This window comes from Klebsiella sp. HN106 (assembly GCF_051209435.1).
Lineage (GTDB): Bacteria > Pseudomonadota > Gammaproteobacteria > Enterobacterales > Enterobacteriaceae > Klebsiella > Klebsiella oxytoca.
On record NZ_JBLURD010000010.1, the window covers coordinates 39,268 to 59,883 of the forward strand.

Annotated in this window: 19 protein-coding genes; 13 read left to right on the top strand and 6 right to left on the bottom strand. The window is 55.4% G+C overall.

Annotated features, from left to right (window positions below; translation table 11 throughout):
• Window positions 1–2 precede the first annotated feature (2 nt).
• The 12 genes from murD (at window position 3) to mutT (ending at window position 14,377) form a co-directional block, all read left to right on the top strand.
• Window positions 3–1,319, top strand: coding sequence for a UDP-N-acetylmuramoyl-L-alanine--D-glutamate ligase (murD, locus tag ACSIPU_RS20705; RefSeq protein WP_017144998.1), 1,317 nt, complete (start codon window positions 3–5; stop codon window positions 1,317–1,319).
• Window positions 1,319–2,578 (top strand): cell division protein FtsW, encoded by a 1,260-nt coding sequence (gene ftsW, locus ACSIPU_RS20710; RefSeq protein WP_004098587.1) that lies wholly within the window; start codon window positions 1,319–1,321, stop codon window positions 2,576–2,578. Before murD ends, ftsW begins: the two co-directional genes overlap by 1 nt.
• The gene (gene murG, locus ACSIPU_RS20715) at window positions 2,575–3,645 is read left to right on the top strand and encodes an undecaprenyldiphospho-muramoylpentapeptide beta-N-acetylglucosaminyltransferase (protein WP_016807523.1); all 1,071 of its coding nucleotides are present in this window, start codon (window positions 2,575–2,577) and stop codon (window positions 3,643–3,645) included. Before ftsW ends, murG begins: the two co-directional genes overlap by 4 nt.
• A 47-nt stretch (window positions 3,646–3,692) precedes the next feature.
• Window positions 3,693–5,168 carry a UDP-N-acetylmuramate--L-alanine ligase gene (murC, locus tag ACSIPU_RS20720; RefSeq protein WP_004108115.1) on the top strand — a complete coding sequence of 492 codons (1,476 nt, stop codon included), beginning with the start codon at window positions 3,693–3,695 and terminating at the stop codon, window positions 5,166–5,168.
• Window positions 5,161–6,081 (top strand): D-alanine--D-alanine ligase, encoded by a 921-nt coding sequence (locus ACSIPU_RS20725; protein WP_004108113.1) that lies wholly within the window; start codon window positions 5,161–5,163, stop codon window positions 6,079–6,081. The genes murC and ACSIPU_RS20725 overlap by 8 nt, the downstream gene beginning before the upstream one ends.
• Before the next feature lies 1 nt (window position 6,082).
• The gene (ftsQ, locus tag ACSIPU_RS20730) at window positions 6,083–6,916 is read left to right on the top strand and encodes a cell division protein FtsQ (RefSeq protein WP_004108112.1); all 834 of its coding nucleotides are present in this window, start codon (window positions 6,083–6,085) and stop codon (window positions 6,914–6,916) included.
• Window positions 6,913–8,169 carry a cell division protein FtsA gene (ftsA, locus tag ACSIPU_RS20735; RefSeq protein ID WP_004098594.1) on the top strand — a complete coding sequence of 419 codons (1,257 nt, stop codon included), beginning with the start codon at window positions 6,913–6,915 and terminating at the stop codon, window positions 8,167–8,169. The genes ftsQ and ftsA overlap by 4 nt, the downstream gene beginning before the upstream one ends.
• A 62-nt stretch (window positions 8,170–8,231) precedes the next feature.
• On the top strand, window positions 8,232–9,383 hold the full coding sequence (gene ftsZ, locus ACSIPU_RS20740) for a cell division protein FtsZ (protein WP_004108111.1): 1,152 nt from the start codon (window positions 8,232–8,234) through the stop codon (window positions 9,381–9,383).
• Window positions 9,384–9,483: 100 nt separating this feature from the next.
• Window positions 9,484–10,401 carry a UDP-3-O-acyl-N-acetylglucosamine deacetylase gene (gene lpxC, locus ACSIPU_RS20745; protein WP_004098599.1) on the top strand — a complete coding sequence of 306 codons (918 nt, stop codon included), beginning with the start codon at window positions 9,484–9,486 and terminating at the stop codon, window positions 10,399–10,401.
• 246 nt (window positions 10,402–10,647) lie between these two features.
• The gene (gene secM, locus ACSIPU_RS20750; protein ID WP_004108110.1) at window positions 10,648–11,157 is read left to right on the top strand and encodes a secA translation cis-regulator SecM; all 510 of its coding nucleotides are present in this window, start codon (window positions 10,648–10,650) and stop codon (window positions 11,155–11,157) included.
• Between the two features lie 61 nt (window positions 11,158–11,218).
• Complete coding sequence (secA, locus tag ACSIPU_RS20755) at window positions 11,219–13,924, top strand: preprotein translocase subunit SecA (protein ID WP_004108109.1); 2,706 nt, start codon at window positions 11,219–11,221, stop codon at window positions 13,922–13,924.
• A gap of 60 nt (window positions 13,925–13,984) precedes the next feature.
• Window positions 13,985–14,377, top strand: a complete 393-nt coding sequence (gene mutT, locus ACSIPU_RS20760) for an 8-oxo-dGTP diphosphatase MutT (protein ID WP_024273728.1) — start codon at window positions 13,985–13,987, stop codon at window positions 14,375–14,377.
• 53 nt (window positions 14,378–14,430) lie between these two features.
• Here mutT and yacG read toward each other — a convergent pair whose 3' ends face one another.
• Genes yacG through coaE form a run of 3 tightly spaced genes read right to left on the bottom strand, consistent with a single transcriptional unit; the run spans window position 14,431 to window position 15,998 of the window.
• On the bottom strand, window positions 14,431–14,625 hold the full coding sequence (gene yacG, locus ACSIPU_RS20765; RefSeq protein ID WP_004108106.1) for a DNA gyrase inhibitor YacG: 195 nt from the start codon (window positions 14,623–14,625) through the stop codon (window positions 14,431–14,433).
• Window positions 14,626–14,634: 9 nt separating this feature from the next.
• A complete protein-coding gene (gene zapD / locus ACSIPU_RS20770) occupies window positions 14,635–15,378 on the bottom strand; it encodes a cell division protein ZapD (RefSeq protein ID WP_004108104.1) in 744 nt (247 codons plus the stop codon).
• Window positions 15,378–15,998: a dephospho-CoA kinase gene (coaE, locus tag ACSIPU_RS20775; protein WP_024273729.1), complete on the bottom strand. Its 621-nt coding sequence runs from the start codon at window positions 15,996–15,998 to the stop codon at window positions 15,378–15,380. Before coaE ends, zapD begins: the two co-directional genes overlap by 1 nt.
• Before the next feature lie 346 nt (window positions 15,999–16,344).
• On the opposite strand from coaE, the gene ACSIPU_RS20780 reads away from it, so the two are divergent.
• Complete coding sequence (locus ACSIPU_RS20780; protein WP_004108101.1) at window positions 16,345–17,388, top strand: GMP reductase; 1,044 nt, start codon at window positions 16,345–16,347, stop codon at window positions 17,386–17,388.
• Between the two features lie 29 nt (window positions 17,389–17,417).
• Here the strand turns inward: ACSIPU_RS20780 and hofC are convergent, their stop codons facing one another.
• The 3 genes from hofC to ppdD are packed head-to-tail and all read right to left on the bottom strand — an operon-like array spanning window position 17,418 to window position 20,440.
• Window positions 17,418–18,623, bottom strand: a complete 1,206-nt coding sequence (hofC, locus tag ACSIPU_RS20785; RefSeq protein WP_032728899.1) for a protein transport protein HofC — start codon at window positions 18,621–18,623, stop codon at window positions 17,418–17,420.
• Window positions 18,613–19,998, bottom strand: coding sequence for a type II secretion system protein GspE (gspE, locus tag ACSIPU_RS20790; protein ID WP_004108097.1), 1,386 nt, complete (start codon window positions 19,996–19,998; stop codon window positions 18,613–18,615). The genes hofC and gspE overlap by 11 nt, the downstream gene beginning before the upstream one ends.
• Before the next feature lie 10 nt (window positions 19,999–20,008).
• Window positions 20,009–20,440 carry a prepilin peptidase-dependent pilin gene (ppdD, locus tag ACSIPU_RS20795; RefSeq protein ID WP_004108095.1) on the bottom strand — a complete coding sequence of 144 codons (432 nt, stop codon included), beginning with the start codon at window positions 20,438–20,440 and terminating at the stop codon, window positions 20,009–20,011.
• Window positions 20,441–20,616 lie beyond the last annotated feature (176 nt).

The window sequence follows — 20,616 nt, forward strand, 5'->3', positions numbered from 1 at the left end:
TCATGGCAGATTATCAGGGTAAAAAAGTCGTCATTATTGGGCTGGGTATGACCGGCCTGTCATGCGTGGACTTTTTCATGGCTCGCGGCGTGACGCCGCGGGTGATGGATACCCGCGTTGCGCCGGCGGGGCTGGATAAACTGCCGGAAGCTGTTGAGCGCTATGTTGGCGGTCTTAATGAAGACTGGCTGTTGACGGCAGACCTGATTGTCGCCAGTCCGGGTATCGCTCTGGCGCATCCTTCCCTGAGCGCCGCGGCGGATGCTGGGGTGGAAATTGTCGGCGATATCGAACTGTTTTGCCGCGAGGCGCAGGCGCCTGTCGTTGCGATCACCGGTTCTAACGGTAAAAGCACCGTGACTTCCCTCGTGGGAGAAATGGCGAAAGCAGCGGGTATGAACGTTGGCGTTGGGGGCAATATTGGCCTGCCGGCGCTGATGCTGCTGGATCCTGAACGCGAACTCTATGTTCTGGAGCTTTCAAGCTTCCAGCTGGAAACTACCTCCAGCCTGCGGGCGGTAGCGGCGACGATCCTGAACGTCACCGAAGATCATATGGACCGCTATCCGCTGGGGCTTCAGCAGTACCGCGCCGCCAAACTGCGAATTTACGAGAATGCGCGGGCCTGTATCGTCAATGCCGACGATGCGTTAACCATGCCGGTACGCGGCGCGGACGAGCGCTGCATCAGCTTCGGCGTTGACGTTGGCGACTATCACCTGAACCGCCAGCAGGGCGAAACCTGGCTGCGCGTCAAAGGCGAAAAAGTGCTTAACGTCAAAGAGATGAAGATTAGCGGCCAGCACAACTACAGTAACGCTCTTGCGGCCCTGGCCCTGGCTGACGCCGCGGGTTTGCCGCGCGCCAGCAGCCTGAAAGCGCTAACCACATTCGCCGGGCTGGCGCATCGTTTCCAACTGGTGCTGGAGCACAACGGCGTGCGCTGGATCAACGATTCTAAAGCCACCAACGTCGGCAGTACCGAAGCGGCGCTCAATGGGCTGCATCTTGATGGAACGCTCTATCTGCTGCTGGGCGGAGACGGGAAATCCGCTGATTTCACGCCGTTAAGCCGTTACCTGACCGGCGACAACATTCGCCTGTACTGCTTCGGACGCGACGGCGCGCAGCTGGCGGCGCTGCGCCCGGATGTCGCTGTGCAAACGGAAACGATGGAGCAGGCGATGCGCCAGATTGCGCCGCAGGTTGTCCCGGGCGATATGGTGCTGCTGTCTCCCGCGTGCGCCAGCCTCGATCAGTTTAAAAACTTTGAACAACGCGGCGACATCTTTGCTCGCCTCGCGAAGGAGTTAGGTTGATGCGTTTATCACTCCCGCGCCTGAAAATGCCACGGCTAAGACTGCCGCGTCTGCCGGGAATGTTTATTTTCGCATGGCTGTTCGCCGCGCTGAAAGGCTGGGTGATGGGCTCACGGCAAAAAGATACCGATAGCCTGGTGATGTATGACCGGATGCTGCTGTGGCTGACTTTTGGCCTGGCCGCAATCGGCTTCATCATGGTGACCTCGGCGTCGATGCCGGTAGGCCAGCGTCTGGCGAACGATCCGTTTCTGTTTGCCAAGCGCGATGGCTTATACATTCTGCTGGCGCTAGGGCTGGCGATGGTGACGCTGCGCCTGCCAATGGAGTTCTGGCAGCGCCACAGTACTGCAATGCTGATTGCTTCTATCGTCATGCTGCTGATTGTTCTGGTGGTCGGCAGCTCGGTTAACGGGGCCTCGCGCTGGATTGCGCTGGGGCCGCTGCGTATCCAGCCTGCGGAGTTCACCAAGCTGTCGCTGTTCTGCTATATCGCCAACTACCTTGTGCGTAAAGGCGACGAAGTGCGTAACAACCTGCGCGGCTTCTTAAAGCCGATGGGCGTGATTTTCGTGCTGGCGATTTTACTGCTGGCGCAGCCTGACCTCGGTACCGTTGTGGTGCTGTTTGTCACGACTCTGGCCATGCTGTTCCTTGCGGGGGCCAAGCTGTGGCAGTTTATCGCGATTATCGGGATGGGGCTTTCGGCAGTCGTACTGCTGATTCTGGCTGAACCGTACCGTATTCGCCGCGTGACCTCTTTCTGGAACCCGTGGGAAGATCCATTCGGCAGCGGCTACCAGCTCACCCAGTCGCTGATGGCCTTTGGCCGCGGTGAAATGTGGGGGCAGGGCCTGGGTAACTCGGTCCAGAAGCTCGAATATTTGCCCGAGGCGCACACCGATTTCATCTTCGCCATTATCGGTGAAGAACTCGGTTATATCGGTGTGGTACTCGCACTTTTAATGGTATTCTTCGTCGCTTTTCGCGCCATGTCCATTGGCCGCAAAGCGCTGGAGATTGACCACCGTTTCTCCGGTTTTCTGGCCTGCGCCATTGGGATCTGGTTCAGCTTTCAGGCGCTGGTTAACGTCGGCGCGGCAGCGGGAATGCTGCCAACTAAAGGCCTGACGCTGCCGCTGATCAGCTACGGTGGCTCGAGCCTGCTGATTATGTCGACGGCCATCATGTTGCTGTTACGAATTGATTATGAAACGCGTCTGGAAAAAGCCCAGGCGTTTACACGGGGTGTTCGATGAGCGGTCAGGAAAAGCGGTTAATGGTGATGGCGGGCGGTACCGGAGGACACGTGTTCCCGGGGCTGGCGGTTGCGCACCATTTAATGGACCAGGGCTGGCAGGTTCGCTGGCTGGGTACCGCGGATCGTATGGAAGCGGATTTAGTGCCGAAGAACGGCATTGAAATTGACTTCATTCAGATTTCCGGCCTGCGCGGCAAAGGCCTGAAGGCGCAGCTGCTGGCGCCGGTTAGGATATTCAACGCCTGGCGCCAGGCGCGGGCGATTATGCAGCGTTTTCAACCGGACGTGGTGCTGGGAATGGGCGGCTATGTGTCCGGCCCCGGCGGACTGGCGGCATGGTCGCTGGGGATCCCGGTGGTCCTGCATGAACAGAACGGAATTGCCGGTCTGACGAATAAGTGGCTGGCGAAAATTGCCAAAAAAGTGATGCAGGCATTCCCCGGCGCTTTCCCGCATGCCGATGTTGTGGGCAACCCGGTTCGCACCGATGTGCTGGCGCTCCCGCTGCCGGAACAGCGCTTAGTCGGGCGTCAGGGGCCAATTCGCGTATTGGTCGTCGGCGGTTCGCAGGGCGCTCGCGTGCTCAATCAGACGATGCCGCAGGTGGCGGCGAAGCTGGGCTCTACTGTCACCATCTGGCACCAGAGCGGTAAAGGTGGGCAGGGAACCGTACAGCGGGCCTATTCCGATGCCGGGCAGCCGCAGCACAAAGTGACCGAATTTATTGACGACATGGCGGCGGCTTACGCCTGGGCCGATGTTGTCGTGTGTCGTTCCGGGGCGCTGACGGTGAGCGAAATTGCCGCCGCGGGTTTACCGGCGCTGTTTGTGCCTTTCCAGCACAAAGATCGTCAGCAGTACTGGAATGCCCTGCCGTTAGAGAAGGCAGGAGCAGCGAAGATCCTCGAGCAGCCGCAGTTTACCGTGGATGCCGTCGCGCAAACCCTGGCGGGCTGGGATCGCGAAACGCTGCTGGATATGGCGGAGCGAGCGCGTAGAGCCTCGATTCCGGATGCTACCGAACGGGTAGCGGAAGAAGTGAGCGCCGCAGCACTGGCGCGCTAATCGCGGTGATGATCACCGTCCGAATAAAGAAGTTGATGGCGTAAAGAATGAATACACAAGATCTGGCAAAACTGCGTTCCATAGTGCCCGAGATGCGTCGCGTCCGGCACATTCACTTTGTTGGCATTGGCGGTGCCGGCATGGGCGGTATTGCCGAAGTTCTGGCCAATGAAGGTTATCAGATTAGCGGCTCCGACCTGGCGCCGAATCCGGTGACCCAACAGTTGACTCAGCTTGGCGCCACGATTTATTTCAATCATCGCCCTGAAAACGTGCGCGATGCGAGCGTTGTCGTGGTTTCCAGCGCGATTTCTGCGGATAACCCGGAAATCGTCGCCGCTCACGAAGCGCGTATTCCAGTTATTCGTCGCGCTGAAATGCTGGCGGAACTGATGCGTTTTCGCCACGGCATTGCCATTGCCGGCACGCACGGCAAAACCACAACTACGGCGATGGTCTCAAGTATTTATGCAGAGGCTGGACTTGATCCGACCTTCGTGAACGGTGGCCTGGTGAAAGCCGCTGGCGTGCATGCGCGCCTTGGACACAGCCGTTACCTGATTGCCGAAGCGGATGAAAGCGACGCCTCGTTCCTGCATTTACAGCCGATGGTCGCTATCGTGACCAATATCGAAGCCGATCATATGGATACCTACCACGGCGACTTCGAAAACCTGAAGCAGACGTTTATCAACTTCCTGCATAACCTGCCGTTCTATGGACGCGCGGTGATGTGCGTGGACGATCCGGTGATTCGCGAGCTGCTGCCGCGCGTTGGTCGCCAGCTTACCACCTACGGTTTTAGCGATGATGCTGACGTTCGCGTGGAAGAGTATCGTCAGGTCGGCGCTCAGGGGCATTTCCGCCTGGTCCGTCAGGATAAAGACGTCATTCAGGTGACGCTGAACGCACCGGGTCGCCACAACGCGCTTAACGCAGCGGCAGCGGTGGCCGTTGCGACGGAAGAGGGCATTGATGATGAAGCGATCCTGCGCGCGCTGGAAAGCTTCCAGGGTACCGGGCGTCGTTTTGATTTCCTCGGCGAATATCCGTTAGCTGAGGTTAACGGTAAAACGGGAACCGCGATGCTGATCGATGATTATGGCCACCATCCTACGGAAGTGGATGCCACTATCAAAGCGGCGCGAGCGGGCTGGCCGGATAAAAATCTGGTGATGTTGTTTCAGCCGCACCGTTTTACCCGTACGCGCGACCTGTACGACGATTTTGCCAACGTACTGACCCAGGTTGATGCTCTGCTGATGCTGGACGTTTATTCTGCTGGCGAAGCCGCCATTCCTGGCGCTGATAGCCGCTCGCTGTGCCGTACGATTCGCGGCCGCGGAAAAGTCGACCCGATTCTGGTTTCCGATCCGGCGCAAGCGGCAGAGATGCTGGCATCAGTATTGACCGGCAACGATCTGGTGCTGGTGCAGGGGGCGGGAAATATCGGTAAAATCGCCCGTCACCTGGCGGAAATCAAATTGCAACCGCAAAAAACGCAGGAGGAGCGCCATGGCTGATAAAATCGCGGTCCTCTTTGGCGGAACCTCCGCTGAACGTGAAGTCTCTCTCAATTCAGGTTCTGCGGTGCTCGCCGGCCTGCGTGAAGCCGGCGTTGATGCGCACCCGGTCGACCCGCGCGACGTTGATATTACCCAATTGAAAAACATGGGCTTTAAGAAAGCGTTTATTGCCTTGCATGGTCGCGGCGGTGAAGATGGTACGTTGCAGGGGCTGCTGGAGTTGATTCAACTTCCCTACACCGGTAGCGGGGTGATGGCTTCAGCGATCTCAATGGATAAGCTGCGCAGCAAATTACTGTGGCAGGGCGCCGGACTGCCGGTTGCGCCGTGGGTTGCGCTAACCCGTAAACAGTTCGAGGCAGGGCTTTCTGCTGACGTTGAACAGCAACTCCTGGCTCTCGGACTGCCGCTGATTGTTAAGCCGAGCCGGGAAGGCTCCAGCGTCGGTATGTCAAAAGTCAGCGAAAGTTGCGCATTACAAAATGCATTGGCGCTGGCTTTTCAGCATGATGATGAAGTTCTGATTGAAAAATGGCTCAGTGGCCCGGAATTTACCGTCGCTATGGTCGGAGAAGAAATTTTGCCGTCAATACGTATCCAGGCGGCTGGAACCTTCTATGATTATGAAGCAAAGTATCTCTCTGATGAGACGCAATATTTCTGCCCAGGCTTCGAAGATCCCGCGCGTGAGTCAGAAATCCAGGCTCTGGTGCAAAAAGCCTGGGATAGCCTTGGTTGCAAGGGATGGGGAAGAATTGACGTGATGCTGGACAGCGATGGCCAGTTTTATCTGCTGGAAGCTAACACCTCTCCTGGCATGACCAGCCACAGCCTGGTGCCGATGGCGGCGCGTCAGGCAGGGATGAGCTTCTCGCAGCTTGTTGTACGAATTCTGGACCTGGCGGGGTGATATGTCGCAGGCTGCGCTGAATACGCGGAACCACGAAGAGGAAGAAGAATCTTCTTCGCGTCGAAGTAATGGCTCTCGTCTGGCAGGTATTTTCTTCCTGCTGGCGGTGCTCTGTACCGTGCTGGTCAGCGGTTGGATGGTTCTGGGCTGGATGGAAGATGCACAGCGGTTACCGCTGTCGAAGATGGTCGTCACCGGAGAGCGTCACTACACGCGCAACGATGATATCCGTCAGGCGATACTGGCATTGGGGTCGCCGGGCACCTTTATGACTCAGGACGTCAATATTATTCAAAGCCAGATTGAACGCCTGCCGTGGATTAAGCAGGCGAGCGTCAGAAAGCAATGGCCGGACGAATTGAAGATTCATCTGGTTGAATATGTGCCGATTGCGCGCTGGAATGATCAGCATATGGTAGACGTCGAAGGCAATTCTTTCAGCGTGCCGTCAGATCGCACCAGTAAACAGAATTTACCGATGTTATACGGCCCGGAAGGTAGTGAGAACGAAGTTCTTCAGGGGTACCGTGACATGGGGCAGGTGCTGGCAAAGGATAAATTCACGTTGAAAGTGGCGGCAATGACCGCGCGTCGCTCCTGGCAATTGACGCTTAATAACGATATTAAGCTCAATCTTGGCCGAGGCGACACCATGAAACGGCTTCAGCGCTTTATGGAACTCTACCCGGTTCTTCAGCAGCAGGCGCAGACCGACGGCAAACGGATAAGCTACGTTGATTTGCGTTATGACTCGGGAGCGGCAGTCGGTTGGGTACCGGTTCCCGCAGAGGAAACTAATCAACAACAGAATCAGGCACAGGCAGAACAACAATGATCAAGGCGACGGACAGAAAACTGGTAGTTGGACTGGAGATTGGCACCGCTAAGGTTGCCGCTTTAGTAGGGGAAGTTCTGCCCGACGGTATGATTAATATCATTGGCGTGGGCAGTTGCCCATCGCGTGGTATGGATAAAGGCGGAGTGAACGACCTGGAATCCGTGGTGAAATGCGTACAGCGCGCCATTGACCAGGCCGAACTGATGGCGGATTGCCAGATCTCGTCAGTCTATCTGGCGCTTTCAGGCAAGCATATCAGCTGTCAAAATGAAATTGGTATGGTGCCGATTTCTGAAGAAGAAGTCACTCAGGATGACGTCGAGAACGTGGTGCATACCGCCAAATCGGTTCGCGTGCGCGATGAACACCGCGTTCTGCACGTTATTCCGCAAGAGTACGCTATTGACTACCAGGAGGGGATAAAAAACCCCGTCGGCCTGTCTGGCGTACGTATGCAGGCAAAAGTGCATTTGATTACCTGCCATAACGATATGGCGAAAAATATTGTCAAAGCGGTGGAGCGCTGCGGTCTGAAAGTCGACCAGCTCATTTTCGCTGGTTTAGCCGCCAGCTATTCCGTTTTAACGGAAGATGAACGTGAACTGGGTGTCTGCGTGGTGGATATCGGCGGTGGTACAATGGATATCGCGGTGTATACCGGCGGCGCGCTGCGTCATACCAAAGTGATCCCTTATGCGGGGAACGTTGTGACCAGCGATATTGCTTACGCTTTCGGTACGCCGCCGAGCGATGCCGAAGCCATTAAAGTGCGCCACGGCTGCGCGCTGGGCTCCATCGTTGGTAAAGATGAAAACGTCGAAGTGCCGAGCGTGGGTGGGCGTCCACCCCGCAGCCTGCAGCGTCAGACTCTGGCAGAGGTTATTGAGCCGCGTTATACCGAATTGCTCAACCTCGTGAATGAAGAGATTCTGCAACTGCAGGAACAGCTTCGTCAGCAGGGCGTCAAGCATCATCTGGCGGCAGGGATTGTATTAACCGGCGGTGCGGCGCAAATTGAAGGGCTTGCCGCCTGTGCGCAGCGCGTGTTTCACACGCAGGTGCGAATTGGCGCGCCGCTGAACATTACCGGATTAACGGATTATGCCCAGGAACCGTATTACTCGACGGCGGTTGGGCTGCTGCACTACGGGAAGGAATCTCATCTCAGTGGTGAAGCAGAAGTGGAAAAACGCGTAACGGTCGGGTCGTGGATCAAACGACTCAACAGTTGGTTGCGAAAAGAGTTTTAATTTTTTAAGAGAACGCAGAAAATTAGCGTTCTCAGGCGACAGGCACAACGGAGAGAGAAATTATGTTTGAACCTATGGAACTGACCAACGACGCGGTGATTAAAGTCATCGGCGTCGGTGGCGGCGGCGGTAACGCCGTTGAGCACATGGTGCGCGAGCGCATTGAGGGTGTTGAATTTTTCGCGGTGAACACCGACGCGCAGGCACTGCGCAAAACGGCTGTTGGCCAGACTATCCAGATCGGCAGCGGTATTACCAAGGGGCTGGGCGCAGGCGCAAACCCGGAAGTGGGCCGTAACGCAGCGGATGAAGACCGTGAAGCGCTGCGTGCCGCTCTTGATGGCGCCGACATGGTGTTTATCGCAGCAGGTATGGGCGGCGGGACCGGAACCGGTGCTGCGCCCGTGGTTGCTGAAGTCGCCAAAGATTTAGGCATCCTGACCGTTGCCGTCGTGACTAAGCCGTTCAATTTTGAAGGCAAGAAGCGTATGGCATTCGCCGAGCAGGGTATCACCGAGCTGTCCAAGCACGTGGATTCTCTGATCACCATCCCGAACGATAAGCTGCTGAAAGTTCTGGGGCGCGGTATTTCGCTGCTTGACGCCTTCGGTGCGGCTAACGACGTGCTGAAAGGCGCGGTGCAGGGTATCGCTGAACTGATTACGCGCCCAGGCCTGATGAACGTCGACTTTGCGGACGTACGTACCGTGATGTCTGAAATGGGCTATGCGATGATGGGCTCCGGCGTAGCGAGCGGTGAAGACCGTGCGGAAGAAGCGGCTGAAATGGCTATCTCTTCCCCGCTGCTGGAAGATATCGATCTATCCGGCGCCCGCGGCGTCCTGGTTAACATCACCGCTGGCTTCGATCTGCGTCTCGATGAGTTCGAAACCGTGGGTAACACGATCCGTGCATTTGCTTCGGATAACGCGACCGTGGTTATCGGTACCTCTCTGGACCCGGATATGAACGACGAACTGCGCGTAACCGTGGTTGCCACCGGTATCGGTATGGACAAACGTCCGGAAATTACCCTGGTCACCAACAAGCAGGTTCAGCAGCCGGTGATGGATCGTTACCAGCAGCACGGCATGTCCCCACTGAATCAAGAGCAGAAACCGGTTTCGAAAGTGGTAAACGACAATACGCCGCAAACCGCAAAAGAGCCGGATTATCTGGATATTCCAGCCTTCCTGCGTAAGCAAGCCGATTAAGAATTGGCTGGAAGTTGGGCATCTGCGCTCTTTGTGCTAAACTGGCCTGCCGAATGTATAGTACACTTCGGTTGGATAGGTAACTTGGCGAGATTATACGATGATCAAACAAAGGACTCTTAAACGTATCGTTCAGGCGACTGGCGTCGGTTTGCATACCGGCAAGAAAGTCACCCTGACGTTACGCCCTGCGCCGGCAAATACCGGGGTCATCTATCGTCGCACCGACTTGAATCCACCGGTTGATTTTCCGGCTGATGCCAAATCTGTGCGTGATACCATGCTCTGTACTTGCCTGGTCAACGAGCATGACGTGCGGATATCGACGGTTGAGCACCTTAATGCTGCCCTGGCTGGCTTAGGTATCGACAACATTATTATTGAAGTCGATGCCCCGGAAGTCCCGATTATGGACGGTAGTGCGGCTCCGTTCGTTTATCTGTTGCTGGATGCCGGCATCGATGAACTGAACTGCGCTAAGAAATTTGTGCGTATCAAAGAGACCGTTCGCGTCGAAGATGGCGATAAATGGGCTGAATTCAAACCGTATAATGGTTTTTCACTGGACTTCACCATTGATTTTAACCATCCGGCGATTGACTCCAGCAGCCAGCGCTACGCAATGAACTTCTCGGCCGATGCGTTTATGCGCCAGATTAGCCGTGCGCGTACCTTTGGTTTCATGCGCGATATCGAATATCTGCAGTCCCGCGGCCTGTGCCTGGGCGGCAGCTTCGATTGTGCCATCGTTGTTGACGATTATCGCGTACTGAACGAAGACGGTTTGCGCTTTGAAGACGAATTTGTCCGTCATAAAATGCTGGATGCGATTGGCGACCTGTTTATGTGCGGTCACAATATTATCGGTGCATTTACGGCGTACAAGTCCGGTCATGCGTTGAATAACAAACTGCTGCAGGCTGTTCTGGCAAAACAGGAAGCCTGGGAGTATGTGACCTTCGAGGACGACGCAGAGATGCCGCTGGCGTTCCGCGCGCCGACACTGGTTCTGGCATAAGCCAGATCCTGTAGTAAATTCGACTGGTAACCTGGTACTCTCTCCGGCCAGGGAACCAGTCGTTTTCTTTTTGCGTTTCCGCTGCACCCAGCTTCCAGTTTTACCCGTCTTTACTGCGCGTTCGTTCCTTTTTTAGACGTTTTTACCCCGCCCGAGCCCTCATTCCTGCTGCCGTGATGGCGTATTAATGTTAGTATTTGGACGCAAAATATTTCTCAGGGTTGTTACCAACAAAAGGTAAGTTAAGTGAGTGGATTGCTGACGCGCTGGCGACAGTTTGGCAGAAGGTATTTCTGGCCGCATCTCCTGTTGGGGATGGTCGCGGCTAGCCTTGGCCTGCCTGCGCTTAGCAACGGCCATGAGCATGAGACCGCGTCGCCGGCAAAAACAACTTCCAGCAACCACAACCCTGCTAAAGTCAATTTTTCTCAGCTCGCGCTGCTGGAGTCTTCCAGTCGTCGGCCAAATTTTACCGTTGATTACTGGCATCAGCATGCCATTCGTACGGTCATCCGCCATCTCTCTTTTGCGATGGCGCCGCAGGCGCTGCCGGTAGCTGAGGAGTCTTCACCGCTGCAGGCGCAGCATCTCGCGCTCCTCGATACGCTTAGCGCGCTGTTGACGCAGGAGAGTAAACCTCCGGTCATCGTTCACCTGGTGGCATACAATCCCACCTTCTCCCAATGTGCGTTTCGCGTCTGTACCTGGATAAGCCAGGTTACGGGCATACGCGCCGGGCCTCAACGTCTCAGCTGAAACAAATACGGACCATTCCATTTTTTGTGACTCCGCACTGCGGGGCGTTTGAGATTTTATTATGCTAATCAAATTATTAACTAAAGTATTCGGTAGCCGTAACGACCGTACGCTGCGTCGTATGCGCAAAGCCGTCAACGTTATCAACGCCATGGAACCGGCCATGGAAAAACTTTCCGATGACGAACTGAAAGCGAAAACCGCTGAGTTCCGCGCGCGTCTGGAAAAAGGTGAAAGCCTTGAGAGCCTGATCCCGGAAGCCTTTGCCGTTGTACGTGAGGCCAGTAAGCGCGTCTTCGGCATGCGTCACTTTGACGTTCAGCTGCTGGGCGGCATGGTCCTCAACGAGCGCTGCATTGCGGAAATGCGCACTGGTGAAGGTAAAACCCTGACCGCCACCTTACCAGCATATCTTAATGCGCTGACCGGCAAAGGTGTTCACGTGGTCACCGTCAACGACTATCTGGCGCAGCGTGATGCGGAGAACAACCGTCCGCTGTTTGAGTTCCTCGGTATGAGCGTTGGGATTAACATGTCTGGCCTGCCTGCGCCAGCCAAGCGCGAAGCCTACGCCGCCGATATTACTTACGGCACCAACAACGAATATGGCTTTGACTATCTGCGCGACAACATGGCGTTCAGCCCTGAAGAACGCGTACAGCGCAAACTGCACTATGCGCTGGTGGATGAAGTCGACTCCATCCTCATCGATGAAGCACGTACCCCGCTTATCATTTCTGGCCCGGCTGAAGACAGTTCGGAAATGTATAAGAAAGTGAACAAAATCATCCCGCATCTGATCCGCCAGGAAAAAGAAGACTCCGAGACCTTTACCGGCGAAGGGCATTTCTCCGTTGATGAGAAAGCGCGCCAGGTTAACCTGACCGAACGCGGTCTGGTGCTGATTGAAGAGCTGCTGGTCAATGAAGGCATTATGGATGAAGGCGAGTCGCTGTACTCTCCGACCAATATCATGCTGATGCACCACGTGACCGCGGCGCTGCGCGCGCACGTGCTGTTTACCCGTGATGTTGACTATATCGTTAAAGATGGCGAAGTTATCATCGTCGACGAGCATACCGGCCGTACGATGCAGGGACGTCGCTGGTCTGATGGCCTGCACCAGGCGGTGGAAGCGAAAGAAGGCGTTGAGATTCAAAACGAGAACCAGACGCTGGCTTCAATTACCTTCCAGAACTATTTCCGCCTGTACGAGAAGCTGGCAGGAATGACCGGTACCGCCGATACCGAAGCGTTTGAATTTAGCTCGATCTACAAGCTGGATACCGTTGTGGTTCCGACCAACCGCCCGATGATTCGTAAAGACATGGCGGACCTGGTTTATATGACCGAAGCGGAAAAAATTCAGGCCATTATCGAAGATATTAAAGAGCGTACCGCTGCGGGTCAGCCGGTGCTGGTGGGTACCATTTCAATCGAAAAATCAGAAGTGGTCTCCAAAGAATTGACGAAAGCGGGCATCAAGCACAACGTGCTGAATGCGAAATTCCACGCCAGCGAAGCGGACATCGTTGCTCAGGCGGGCTACCCATCAGCAGTGACCATTGCGACCAACATGGCGGGCCGTGGTACTGATATCATGCTCGGCGGTAGCTGGCAGGCGGAAGTCGCCCAGCTGGAAGACCCGACGCCGGAACAGATTGCTCAGATCAAAGCCGACTGGCAGGTTCGCCACGATGCGGTGTTGGCCGCCGGCGGTCTGCATATCATCGGGACCGAGCGCCATGAATCTCGCCGTATCGATAACCAGCTGCGCGGCCGTTCAGGTCGTCAGGGGGATGCGGGTTCTTCCCGTTTCTATCTGTCGATGGAAGATGCCCTGATGCGCATCTTCGCGTCTGACCGCGTGTCCGGCATGATGCGTAAACTGGGTATGAAGCCGGGTGAGGCTATCGAGCATCCTTGGGTGACCAAGGCGATTGCCAATGCCCAGCGCAAAGTCGAGAGCCGCAACTTCGATATCCGTAAGCAGCTGCTGGAATATGATGACGTGGCCAACGACCAGCGTCGCGCTATTTACACCCAGCGTAATGAACTGCTCGACGTGACCGACGTGAGCGAAACGATCAACAGCATTCGTGAAGACGTATTTAAAGCCACTATCGATGCCCATATTCCTCCGCAGTCGCTGGAAGAAATGTGGGATGTGGAAGGACTGCAGGAACGTCTGAAAAATGACTTCGACCTCGATCTGCCGCTCAAAGAGTGGCTGGATAAAGAACCGGAGCTGCATGAAGAAACGCTGCGCGAGCGCATTCTGCAGAGCGCCATTGAAACCTATCAGCGTAAGGAAGAAGTGGTTGGCGCTGAGATGATGCGTCACTTCGAAAAAGGCGTCATGCTGCAAACGCTGGACTCACTGTGGAAAGAGCATCTGGCGGCGATGGACTACCTGCGTCAGGGTATCCATCTGCGCGGCTATGCGCAGAAAGATCCGAAGCAGGAATATAAGCGTGAATCATTCTCTATGTTTGCTGCAATGCTGGAATCACTAAAATACGAAGTGATCAGCACGCTGAGCAAAGTTCAGGTGCGGATGCCGGAAGAGGTGGAAGCGATGGAGCAGCAGCGTCGTGAAGACGCTGAGCGTCTGGCGCAGATGCAACAGCTGAGCCATCAGGACGATGAGAGCGCAGCTGCGGCCGCGCTGGCTGAACAAACCGGCGAGCGTAAAGTGGGCCGTAACGATCCTTGTCCGTGCGGCTCTGGTAAAAAATATAAGCAGTGCCACGGTCGTCTGAGCTAAGCTCAACAACGTTGAATACAAGGGCGCAGATATCTGCGCCTTTTTTATGGAAGAAGCACAATGAAAACACTACAGATTTCCGTCGGTATTATCCGCAATGCGCGAGGCGAAATTTTCATCACCCAGCGAGCTGCCGACGCGCATATGGCGAATAAGCTTGAATTTCCTGGTGGGAAAATTGAAGAGGGCGAGTCGTCAGAGCAGGCCTTAGTGCGTGAACTACAGGAAGAAGTGGGTATTACAGTGAGAGCTTCCAGCCTGTTCGATAAGCTGGAGTATCAGTTTCCCGACCGTCATATAACGCTGTGGTTCTGGCTGGTGGAAAGCTGGGATGGCGAGCCGTGGGGGAAAGAGGGGCAGCCAGGGCGCTGGATAGCGCAAAGCGCGCTCGTCGCCGAAGATTTTCCTCCGGCAAATGAACCCGTGATAGCAAAACTAGCGGCCGGGAGTTAAGCCGGACCGGGCGAGACCGCGATCCGGCAAGGTATCTTTGGGCTAGCCCGGTTTTACTCTTTATCCTCACTCCAGCCATCGCTATCTGACAGATCGCTGCTGCTCGGGATGCGTTTCTCTTCCGCCGCCCATTCGCCTAAATCAATGAGCTGACAGCGTTTGGAGCAGAACGGACGATGTGGACTCTGCTCATTCCAGATCACAATTTTGCCGCAGGTTGGGCAATTAACGGTTATCTCTTCTGACATTTTCGCACCTTAACAGCAGGCCAGTTCAAAATCAAAACGTTCCGGCACAATACCGTGCTCGCTGTCCAGCGGCATAAAGCGGATGGCAAAACGGCTCTTATGACCTGAAATTTGCGGGTAGAGCTGGCTGGCAAGATCCAGGCGCAGACGCAGCAGGTCGGCGTCCTCGCCGTTGTCCTGATAAAAACCGTTCAGGCTGGTCTGCTTACGGAAAGGTGCCGAGTTGCGGATGAGATCGAGAACAAGCAGCAAGGATTGCGTTAAAGGTTCAAGGCTGGTCAGCCACTTACCGACCTGCTCATCGCGGTATGCCTGCGGCATATGCAGCCAGATATGCAGCGTCGGGAGGTCAAAGCTACAGCAGCCACCTGGGATGCTTAAGCGCTGGCGCACCAGGGCGATCAGACGGTCTTCTCGCAGATACTGGCCGATCCGCGGGGCGGACATTAATGTGCTGCCGGATTGTTTTAGCTGCTGGCGTAATTCATTGATGCGATCCTGATCGACCCCAGGTACTTCTGCCCAGGATTGCAGTTTCCTCTGTTGGCGATCCAGCTCTTTCATCAGATCGGTACGGACTTCACCGCGTTCTAAAACATCTAAAAGATCGCCGATATTGCGGAAGAAATGCAGCGCATCCGCATGAGTGGTAATCGCCGGATGAACGGATAACTGCTGAAGTAAAAACTCAATGCGTAGCCAGGTGCGCATCTTTTCATTAAGCGGATGTTCAAAAAGAACAGGGGTATGCATTACGGTTTTTCCTGTGAGGCGGCCTGCGATGCCAGACGTTGATACTTTGCATGCAGGCGGGCGACAGCTGATGCTATGACATCAGGTGAACCCATATTTTCAATAACATCATCCGCTACGGCAAGGCGCTGCTCGCGCGTCGCCTGAGCGGCAAGAATATGTTCCGCATGTTGCCGACTGACCCGATCGCGAAGCATCGTACGCTCAATTTGCGTCTCTTTTGGCACATCGACAACCAGTACGCGGTCGGCTTTGGCGGACAAACCATTTTCGACCAGTAGAGGTACAACCCAGAGAATATAAGGCGAGGTGGCAAGCTGTATCTGCCGACGCGTTTCCTGCTGAATTTGCGGGTGCAGCAGCGCGTTTAGCCAGCGCTTATCCTCGTCATGAGCAAAAATATGCTCGCGCAGAGCACGACGGTTCAGGGTACCATCTTCGTTGAGCATCTGCGCACCAAAGCGTTGAGCAATAGCGCTTAGCCCCGGTGTACCGGGCTCCACCACCTGGCGCGCGATAATGTCAGCATCAATAACGTTAACGCCGAGCTGTGCGAACGCATCGGCTACGGTACTTTTACCACTGCCAATGCCGCCTGTTAACGCCACCGTGTACGTCATACACCTCGATCCTGAAACTGACTACATGCATATTTTCAACAAGCAGCGCCGTTATTTACGACATGACAGCGACGCCGCAGCTGTTTTATCGACGTAATATCGAACCGATAATCTGCTGTCACCACGCATTCTGATTCTTTTTACACATGTAAATCAAGTGGTTGAAAATGATACGCTGGCGATTAAATATCGCAGGTTCGCTTTTGTCTATTCACCAGGTAAATTTATACGATTGTAGCGTAAAAAAAGTGAAAATCGCAGTCTTGCGCGGCCATGATTCGTGCGTATGATAACGTCACTGGAGTTGTGCTCTCACAATAATGCAATTAACCCCAGGAATTCGCACATGCGTATTGAAGAAGATCTGAAGCTTGGTTTTAAAGACGTTCTTATCCGCCCGAAACGCTCTACCCTCAAAAGCCGTTCTGACGTACAGCTGGAACGTGAATTCACTTTCAAACATTCTGGCCAGACCTGGTCTGGTGTGCCGATCATTGCCGCCAACATGGATACGGTGGGCACGTTTGCTATGGCCAAAGCGCTGGCTTCTTTTGGCGTTCTGACCGCAGTTCATAAGCATTACAGCGTTGAACAGTGGCAGGCGTTTGTTCAGGGCGTTTCTGCGGATGTCCTGCAGCATGTCATGGTCTCAACCGGCACTTCCGATGCGGATTTCGAAAAAACGAAGCAGATACTGCTGCAGAACCCGCAGCTTAGCTTTGTGTGCATTGATGTGGCGAATGGTTACTCCGAGCACTTCGTGCAGTTTGTGGCCAAAGCTCGCGAAGCCTGGCCGCAGAAAACTATTATTGCGGGTAACGTTGTGACCGGTGAAATGTGTGAAGAGCTGGTTCTTTCTGGCGCCGATATTGTGAAGGTTGGCATTGGTCCGGGGTCCGTATGTACGACTCGCGTAAAAACTGGCGTCGGATACCCGCAGCTTTCCGCCGTAATTGAATGCGCCGACGCGGCGCACGGCCTGGGCGGGCAGATTATCAGCGACGGCGGTTGTACTATGCCGGGCGATGTGGCTAAAGCATTCGGCGGCGGCGCGGATTTCGTGATGCTTGGCGGTATGCTGGCCGGTCACGAAGAAAGCGGCGGTACCGTAGTTGAAGAGAACGGCGAAAAATTTATGCTGTTCTATGGTATGAGCTCCGAGTCGGCGATGACCCGTCACGTTGGCGGCGTAGCGCAGTATCGTGCGGCTGAAGGCAAAACCGTTAAGCTGCCTCTGCGCGGCCCGGTTGAAAATACCGCGCGCGATATCCTTGGCGGCCTGCGTTCCGCATGTACCTACGTTGGTGCTTCACGCCTGAAAGAATTGACTAAACGCACGACTTTTATTCGCGTACAGGAACAAGAGAACCGCGTGTTCAACAGCCTGTAACGCAACTCGCTGGCGCGACTGCGCCAGCGCTATCCCCCCATCCCGCTAATGGCGTCGCCCAGATGAAAAATGGGTAAATACATCGCGACTACCAGCACGCCGACAATCGTTCCGGTAACGACCAGCATCATCGGTTCCAGTAAGGTGGCCAGGTTATCCGCCTGCTGTTGCGTCTGCTCACTGTGATGGCGAGCCAGATTTTCCAGCATGGTATCCAGCGAACCCGAAGCTTCACCGGTACGTATCAGTTGCAAACAGAGCGGCGTGAATCCTCCGCTGTCAGTGAGCGCCTGCCAGATGGGCGCGCCGTGAGTGATTTGCCGGGAAACCTGCTGCAGCCTTTGTCGCCATAGCGGACAGCTCAGGGTTTCTTCCACGCTTTGCAGGCCCTGCAGAAAGCTGATACCGGCGCTTTGCGTCAATGCGAGTACGGTAAATATCTGGCTAAGCCGCTGACCGCACAGCAGTTTGCCAAACACCGGCAGCTTATGGAGAAGTTTCTGACGATACAGCAGCCAGTCGGGCCTCTGGCAAATCAGTCGGTTGAGTATCGCAGGTAAAACGAGCAGCGCAGCGAGCAATGGCCAATAGTGAGTTAACCCTTCGCCAATGCCCATGACCGCGCGGGTCAGCAGCGGTAGCGGGGTATTGAAGGTTTGATAAATGGCAGCAAACTCTGGCAAAACAAAGCACAGCATTCCCATCACCACCAGTAGCGCCAGGGACAAAATAATCAGAGGATAGCGCAGGGCCTTTTTGACTTTTTCACTAAGCAGTCGCTGTTCTCGCTGCTGATGAGCTAACTGCGCGCAGCATAGCTCCAGTTTACCGGTAAGTTCTCCGGTGCGGATCATTGCCAGATAGAGCGGAGGAAAAGCTTCGGGCCATTTTTCAAGGGAGCCTGAAAGCGAAATGCCTTGCGCCAGATCCTCAGCCAGGGTTTGCAGCAATGCCTGCCACTGCGCGTTAGGCTGCTGCTGCGCCAGCAGTCCAAGCCCCTCAGCAAGGGGAAGACCGGCCTGGAGAAGGGCGGCCAGCTGGCGAATAACCTCACCGCTGTAGCGTGGATGCCAGAGGGACTTTTGCACACTACAGCGGCGCAGCGTAAGCGGGATGATTCGCTCTCGCTCCAGGCTTTGCAATGCCTCAGGGCGATTATCCTGCCAGAGCGTTCCCTGGCAGGGCATCCCCTGACCATCGATACCGTGCCAGCGCCAGAGTCGTTTAGTCGCCATGCGGGATCCCTAAAACGCGTACCACTTCTTCCAGACTTGTCATCCCACGCTCTACAGCCAGACAGCCGCTTTCAAACAGCGTCATCATGCCGGATTCCCGCGCCAGCGTTTCGATTTCCTCAGCGCTAAGGCCCTGGGTAATCCCCTGCCGCAGTGCGGTATTAACCGGCAGCAGTTCGAAGAGTGCCAGGCGACCGTAGTAGCCGTGATAGCAGTGCTGGCAGCCCGGAGCCTGCCACTGAGGAAGCGATCGCGGCCACAGGCTATGCGGGACGTTGGTCGAACTGCCGGTTTCACGGCGGCAGTGCGGGCACAGTTTCCGTACCAGGCGTTGAGCGACAACCAGCGAGAGCGCGGATGAGACCATCCAGCGCGCAACGCCCATCTGCTGCAGGCGAACCAGCGTTTCACACGTTGAATTGGTGTGCAATGTTGAGAGTACCAGATGCCCGGTTTGCGCTGCTTTTATCGCAATTTCCGCGGTTTCAGCATCGCGTATCTCTCCCACCATAACGATATCGGGATCCTGACGTAGCAGGGCGCGCAGCACGCTGTGAAAGGTGAGCCCCGCGCGTGGGTTAATCTGCGTTTGATTCATTCCCACGATGGGGATCTCCAGCGGATCTTCCACGCTACAGATGTTGACCTCATCACGATTTCGCGCCTGCAGCGCGCTATAAAGAGTGACGGTTTTTCCGCTTCCCGTCGGACCGGTGACCAGTATCAGTCCCTGAGGTTGGTTAAGCGCCGAGCGAAAGGCGGCAAGCTGTTGTGAAGAGAGCCCCAGCGCTTCGAGGTCCAGCGTCTGCTCGACCTGGTGTAACAGGCGCAGAACGATTTTTTCTCCTCCACGGCAGGGAAGCGTAGCGATCCGAAACGAGATCGGACGATCTGAGAGCGTAAGGGTGAACTGGCCGTCCTGCGGCGTTCGATGTTCGGCAATATCCAGATTGCCGAGCACCTTAAGCCGGGCGGTAATAGGTGCGGCAAGTTCCGGGGCCAGCGGCGTCAGAGAATGTAGTACGCCATCTACCCGCAGGCGAATTCTCAGTTGCTGTTCGCCTGGTTCGATATGAATATCCGATGCGCGCTGGCGCAGAGCTTGTTCCAGAAGATTATTGACCTGTTCAACGATGCTGGCTGAAGCTTCGACAGGCGGGGCAAGCGTTGCTATTCCCGGTGCCTGCAGCCGCTTGTCCATCCGATCCTGGCTCCAGCATTCGATATCAATCCTTTTCTGAGTCGCAAAACGTAGCGCCTCCAGCAGCTCCGGGGCAGGGGAATCAACCACGGCGATAGCGATAGTGTGTTCATTGCTATCAAGCAGCAAGGCGTGATAGCGCTGGCAGAGAGGTATTAATTGTTCAGTTTTCATTGCTGCGGCCTCAGTTAAAACGGAACACGTCTTCACAGGCCTGCTTGAGTGCGCTATCACCGGTAATATTGCACACGCGCTGCCAGCCGGTAATGCCGTTAGCGTTATCCCAGTTCGGCGTCATCGTGACGCTTAAGCCATTGAGACTTTCCTGTCCGGTGAGCGTGACAACGCCTGCCGCCACGGTCATGGCCGAGACATAGCGAGTAGTCGCGGGCGAAGGGATACCGTTGCTGCCGCCATCGCAGGTGGTTATGCCGCCGTGCTCAAGCGCGCAAAGCTCAATGGCGGTGCGGAAAGGGACGAAGGTTTGCAGCATATCGGTAAGCGCTGCTTTTCGTAGGTAGTTCTGATAAGCCGGAATGCCGATTGCGCTGAGTATCGCGATGATTCCGATGACCACCATCAGTTCGATTAAAGTAAAACCACGTTGTTTGTCCATAAGTTGCTCCTTGTTATCCTCGGGAGCACTTTGCCGGGGTTTATTCTGCGATACGAGCAGCGGATCGCGCCTAAGGAAGCAGGCTTCCAGGCTTTTTTTGCGGGTTGCAGTGAGAGATTACTGGCGTGCGAGTCGGTTCGCAAAAGTGCGCCCCGGCATGAAGTGCAAACCGGGGC

What these genes read in the sequence shown, in the direction of transcription:
- murD (WP_017144998.1), top strand. Translation starts at nt 3, where the DNA reads ATGGCAGATTATCAGGGTAAAAAAGTCGTCATTATTGGGCTGGGTATG.
- ftsW (WP_004098587.1), top strand. Translation starts at nt 1,319, where the DNA reads ATGCGTTTATCACTCCCGCGCCTGAAAATGCCACGGCTAAGACTGCCG.
- murG (WP_016807523.1), top strand. Translation starts at nt 2,575, where the DNA reads ATGAGCGGTCAGGAAAAGCGGTTAATGGTGATGGCGGGCGGTACCGGA.
- murC (WP_004108115.1), top strand. Translation starts at nt 3,693, where the DNA reads ATGAATACACAAGATCTGGCAAAACTGCGTTCCATAGTGCCCGAGATG.
- ACSIPU_RS20725 (WP_004108113.1), top strand. Translation starts at nt 5,161, where the DNA reads ATGGCTGATAAAATCGCGGTCCTCTTTGGCGGAACCTCCGCTGAACGT.
- ftsQ (WP_004108112.1), top strand. Translation starts at nt 6,083, where the DNA reads ATGTCGCAGGCTGCGCTGAATACGCGGAACCACGAAGAGGAAGAAGAA.
- ftsA (WP_004098594.1), top strand. Translation starts at nt 6,913, where the DNA reads ATGATCAAGGCGACGGACAGAAAACTGGTAGTTGGACTGGAGATTGGC.
- ftsZ (WP_004108111.1), top strand. Translation starts at nt 8,232, where the DNA reads ATGTTTGAACCTATGGAACTGACCAACGACGCGGTGATTAAAGTCATC.
- lpxC (WP_004098599.1), top strand. Translation starts at nt 9,484, where the DNA reads ATGATCAAACAAAGGACTCTTAAACGTATCGTTCAGGCGACTGGCGTC.
- secA (WP_004108109.1), top strand. Translation starts at nt 11,219, where the DNA reads ATGCTAATCAAATTATTAACTAAAGTATTCGGTAGCCGTAACGACCGT.
- mutT (WP_024273728.1), top strand. Translation starts at nt 13,985, where the DNA reads ATGAAAACACTACAGATTTCCGTCGGTATTATCCGCAATGCGCGAGGC.
- yacG (WP_004108106.1), bottom strand. Translation starts at nt 14,625, where the DNA reads ATGTCAGAAGAGATAACCGTTAATTGCCCAACCTGCGGCAAAATTGTG.
- zapD (WP_004108104.1), bottom strand. Translation starts at nt 15,378, where the DNA reads ATGCATACCCCTGTTCTTTTTGAACATCCGCTTAATGAAAAGATGCGC.
- coaE (WP_024273729.1), bottom strand. Translation starts at nt 15,998, where the DNA reads ATGACGTACACGGTGGCGTTAACAGGCGGCATTGGCAGTGGTAAAAGT.
- ACSIPU_RS20780 (WP_004108101.1), top strand. Translation starts at nt 16,345, where the DNA reads ATGCGTATTGAAGAAGATCTGAAGCTTGGTTTTAAAGACGTTCTTATC.
- hofC (WP_032728899.1), bottom strand. Translation starts at nt 18,623, where the DNA reads ATGGCGACTAAACGACTCTGGCGCTGGCACGGTATCGATGGTCAGGGG.
- gspE (WP_004108097.1), bottom strand. Translation starts at nt 19,998, where the DNA reads ATGAAAACTGAACAATTAATACCTCTCTGCCAGCGCTATCACGCCTTG.
- ppdD (WP_004108095.1), bottom strand. Translation starts at nt 20,440, where the DNA reads ATGGACAAACAACGTGGTTTTACTTTAATCGAACTGATGGTGGTCATC.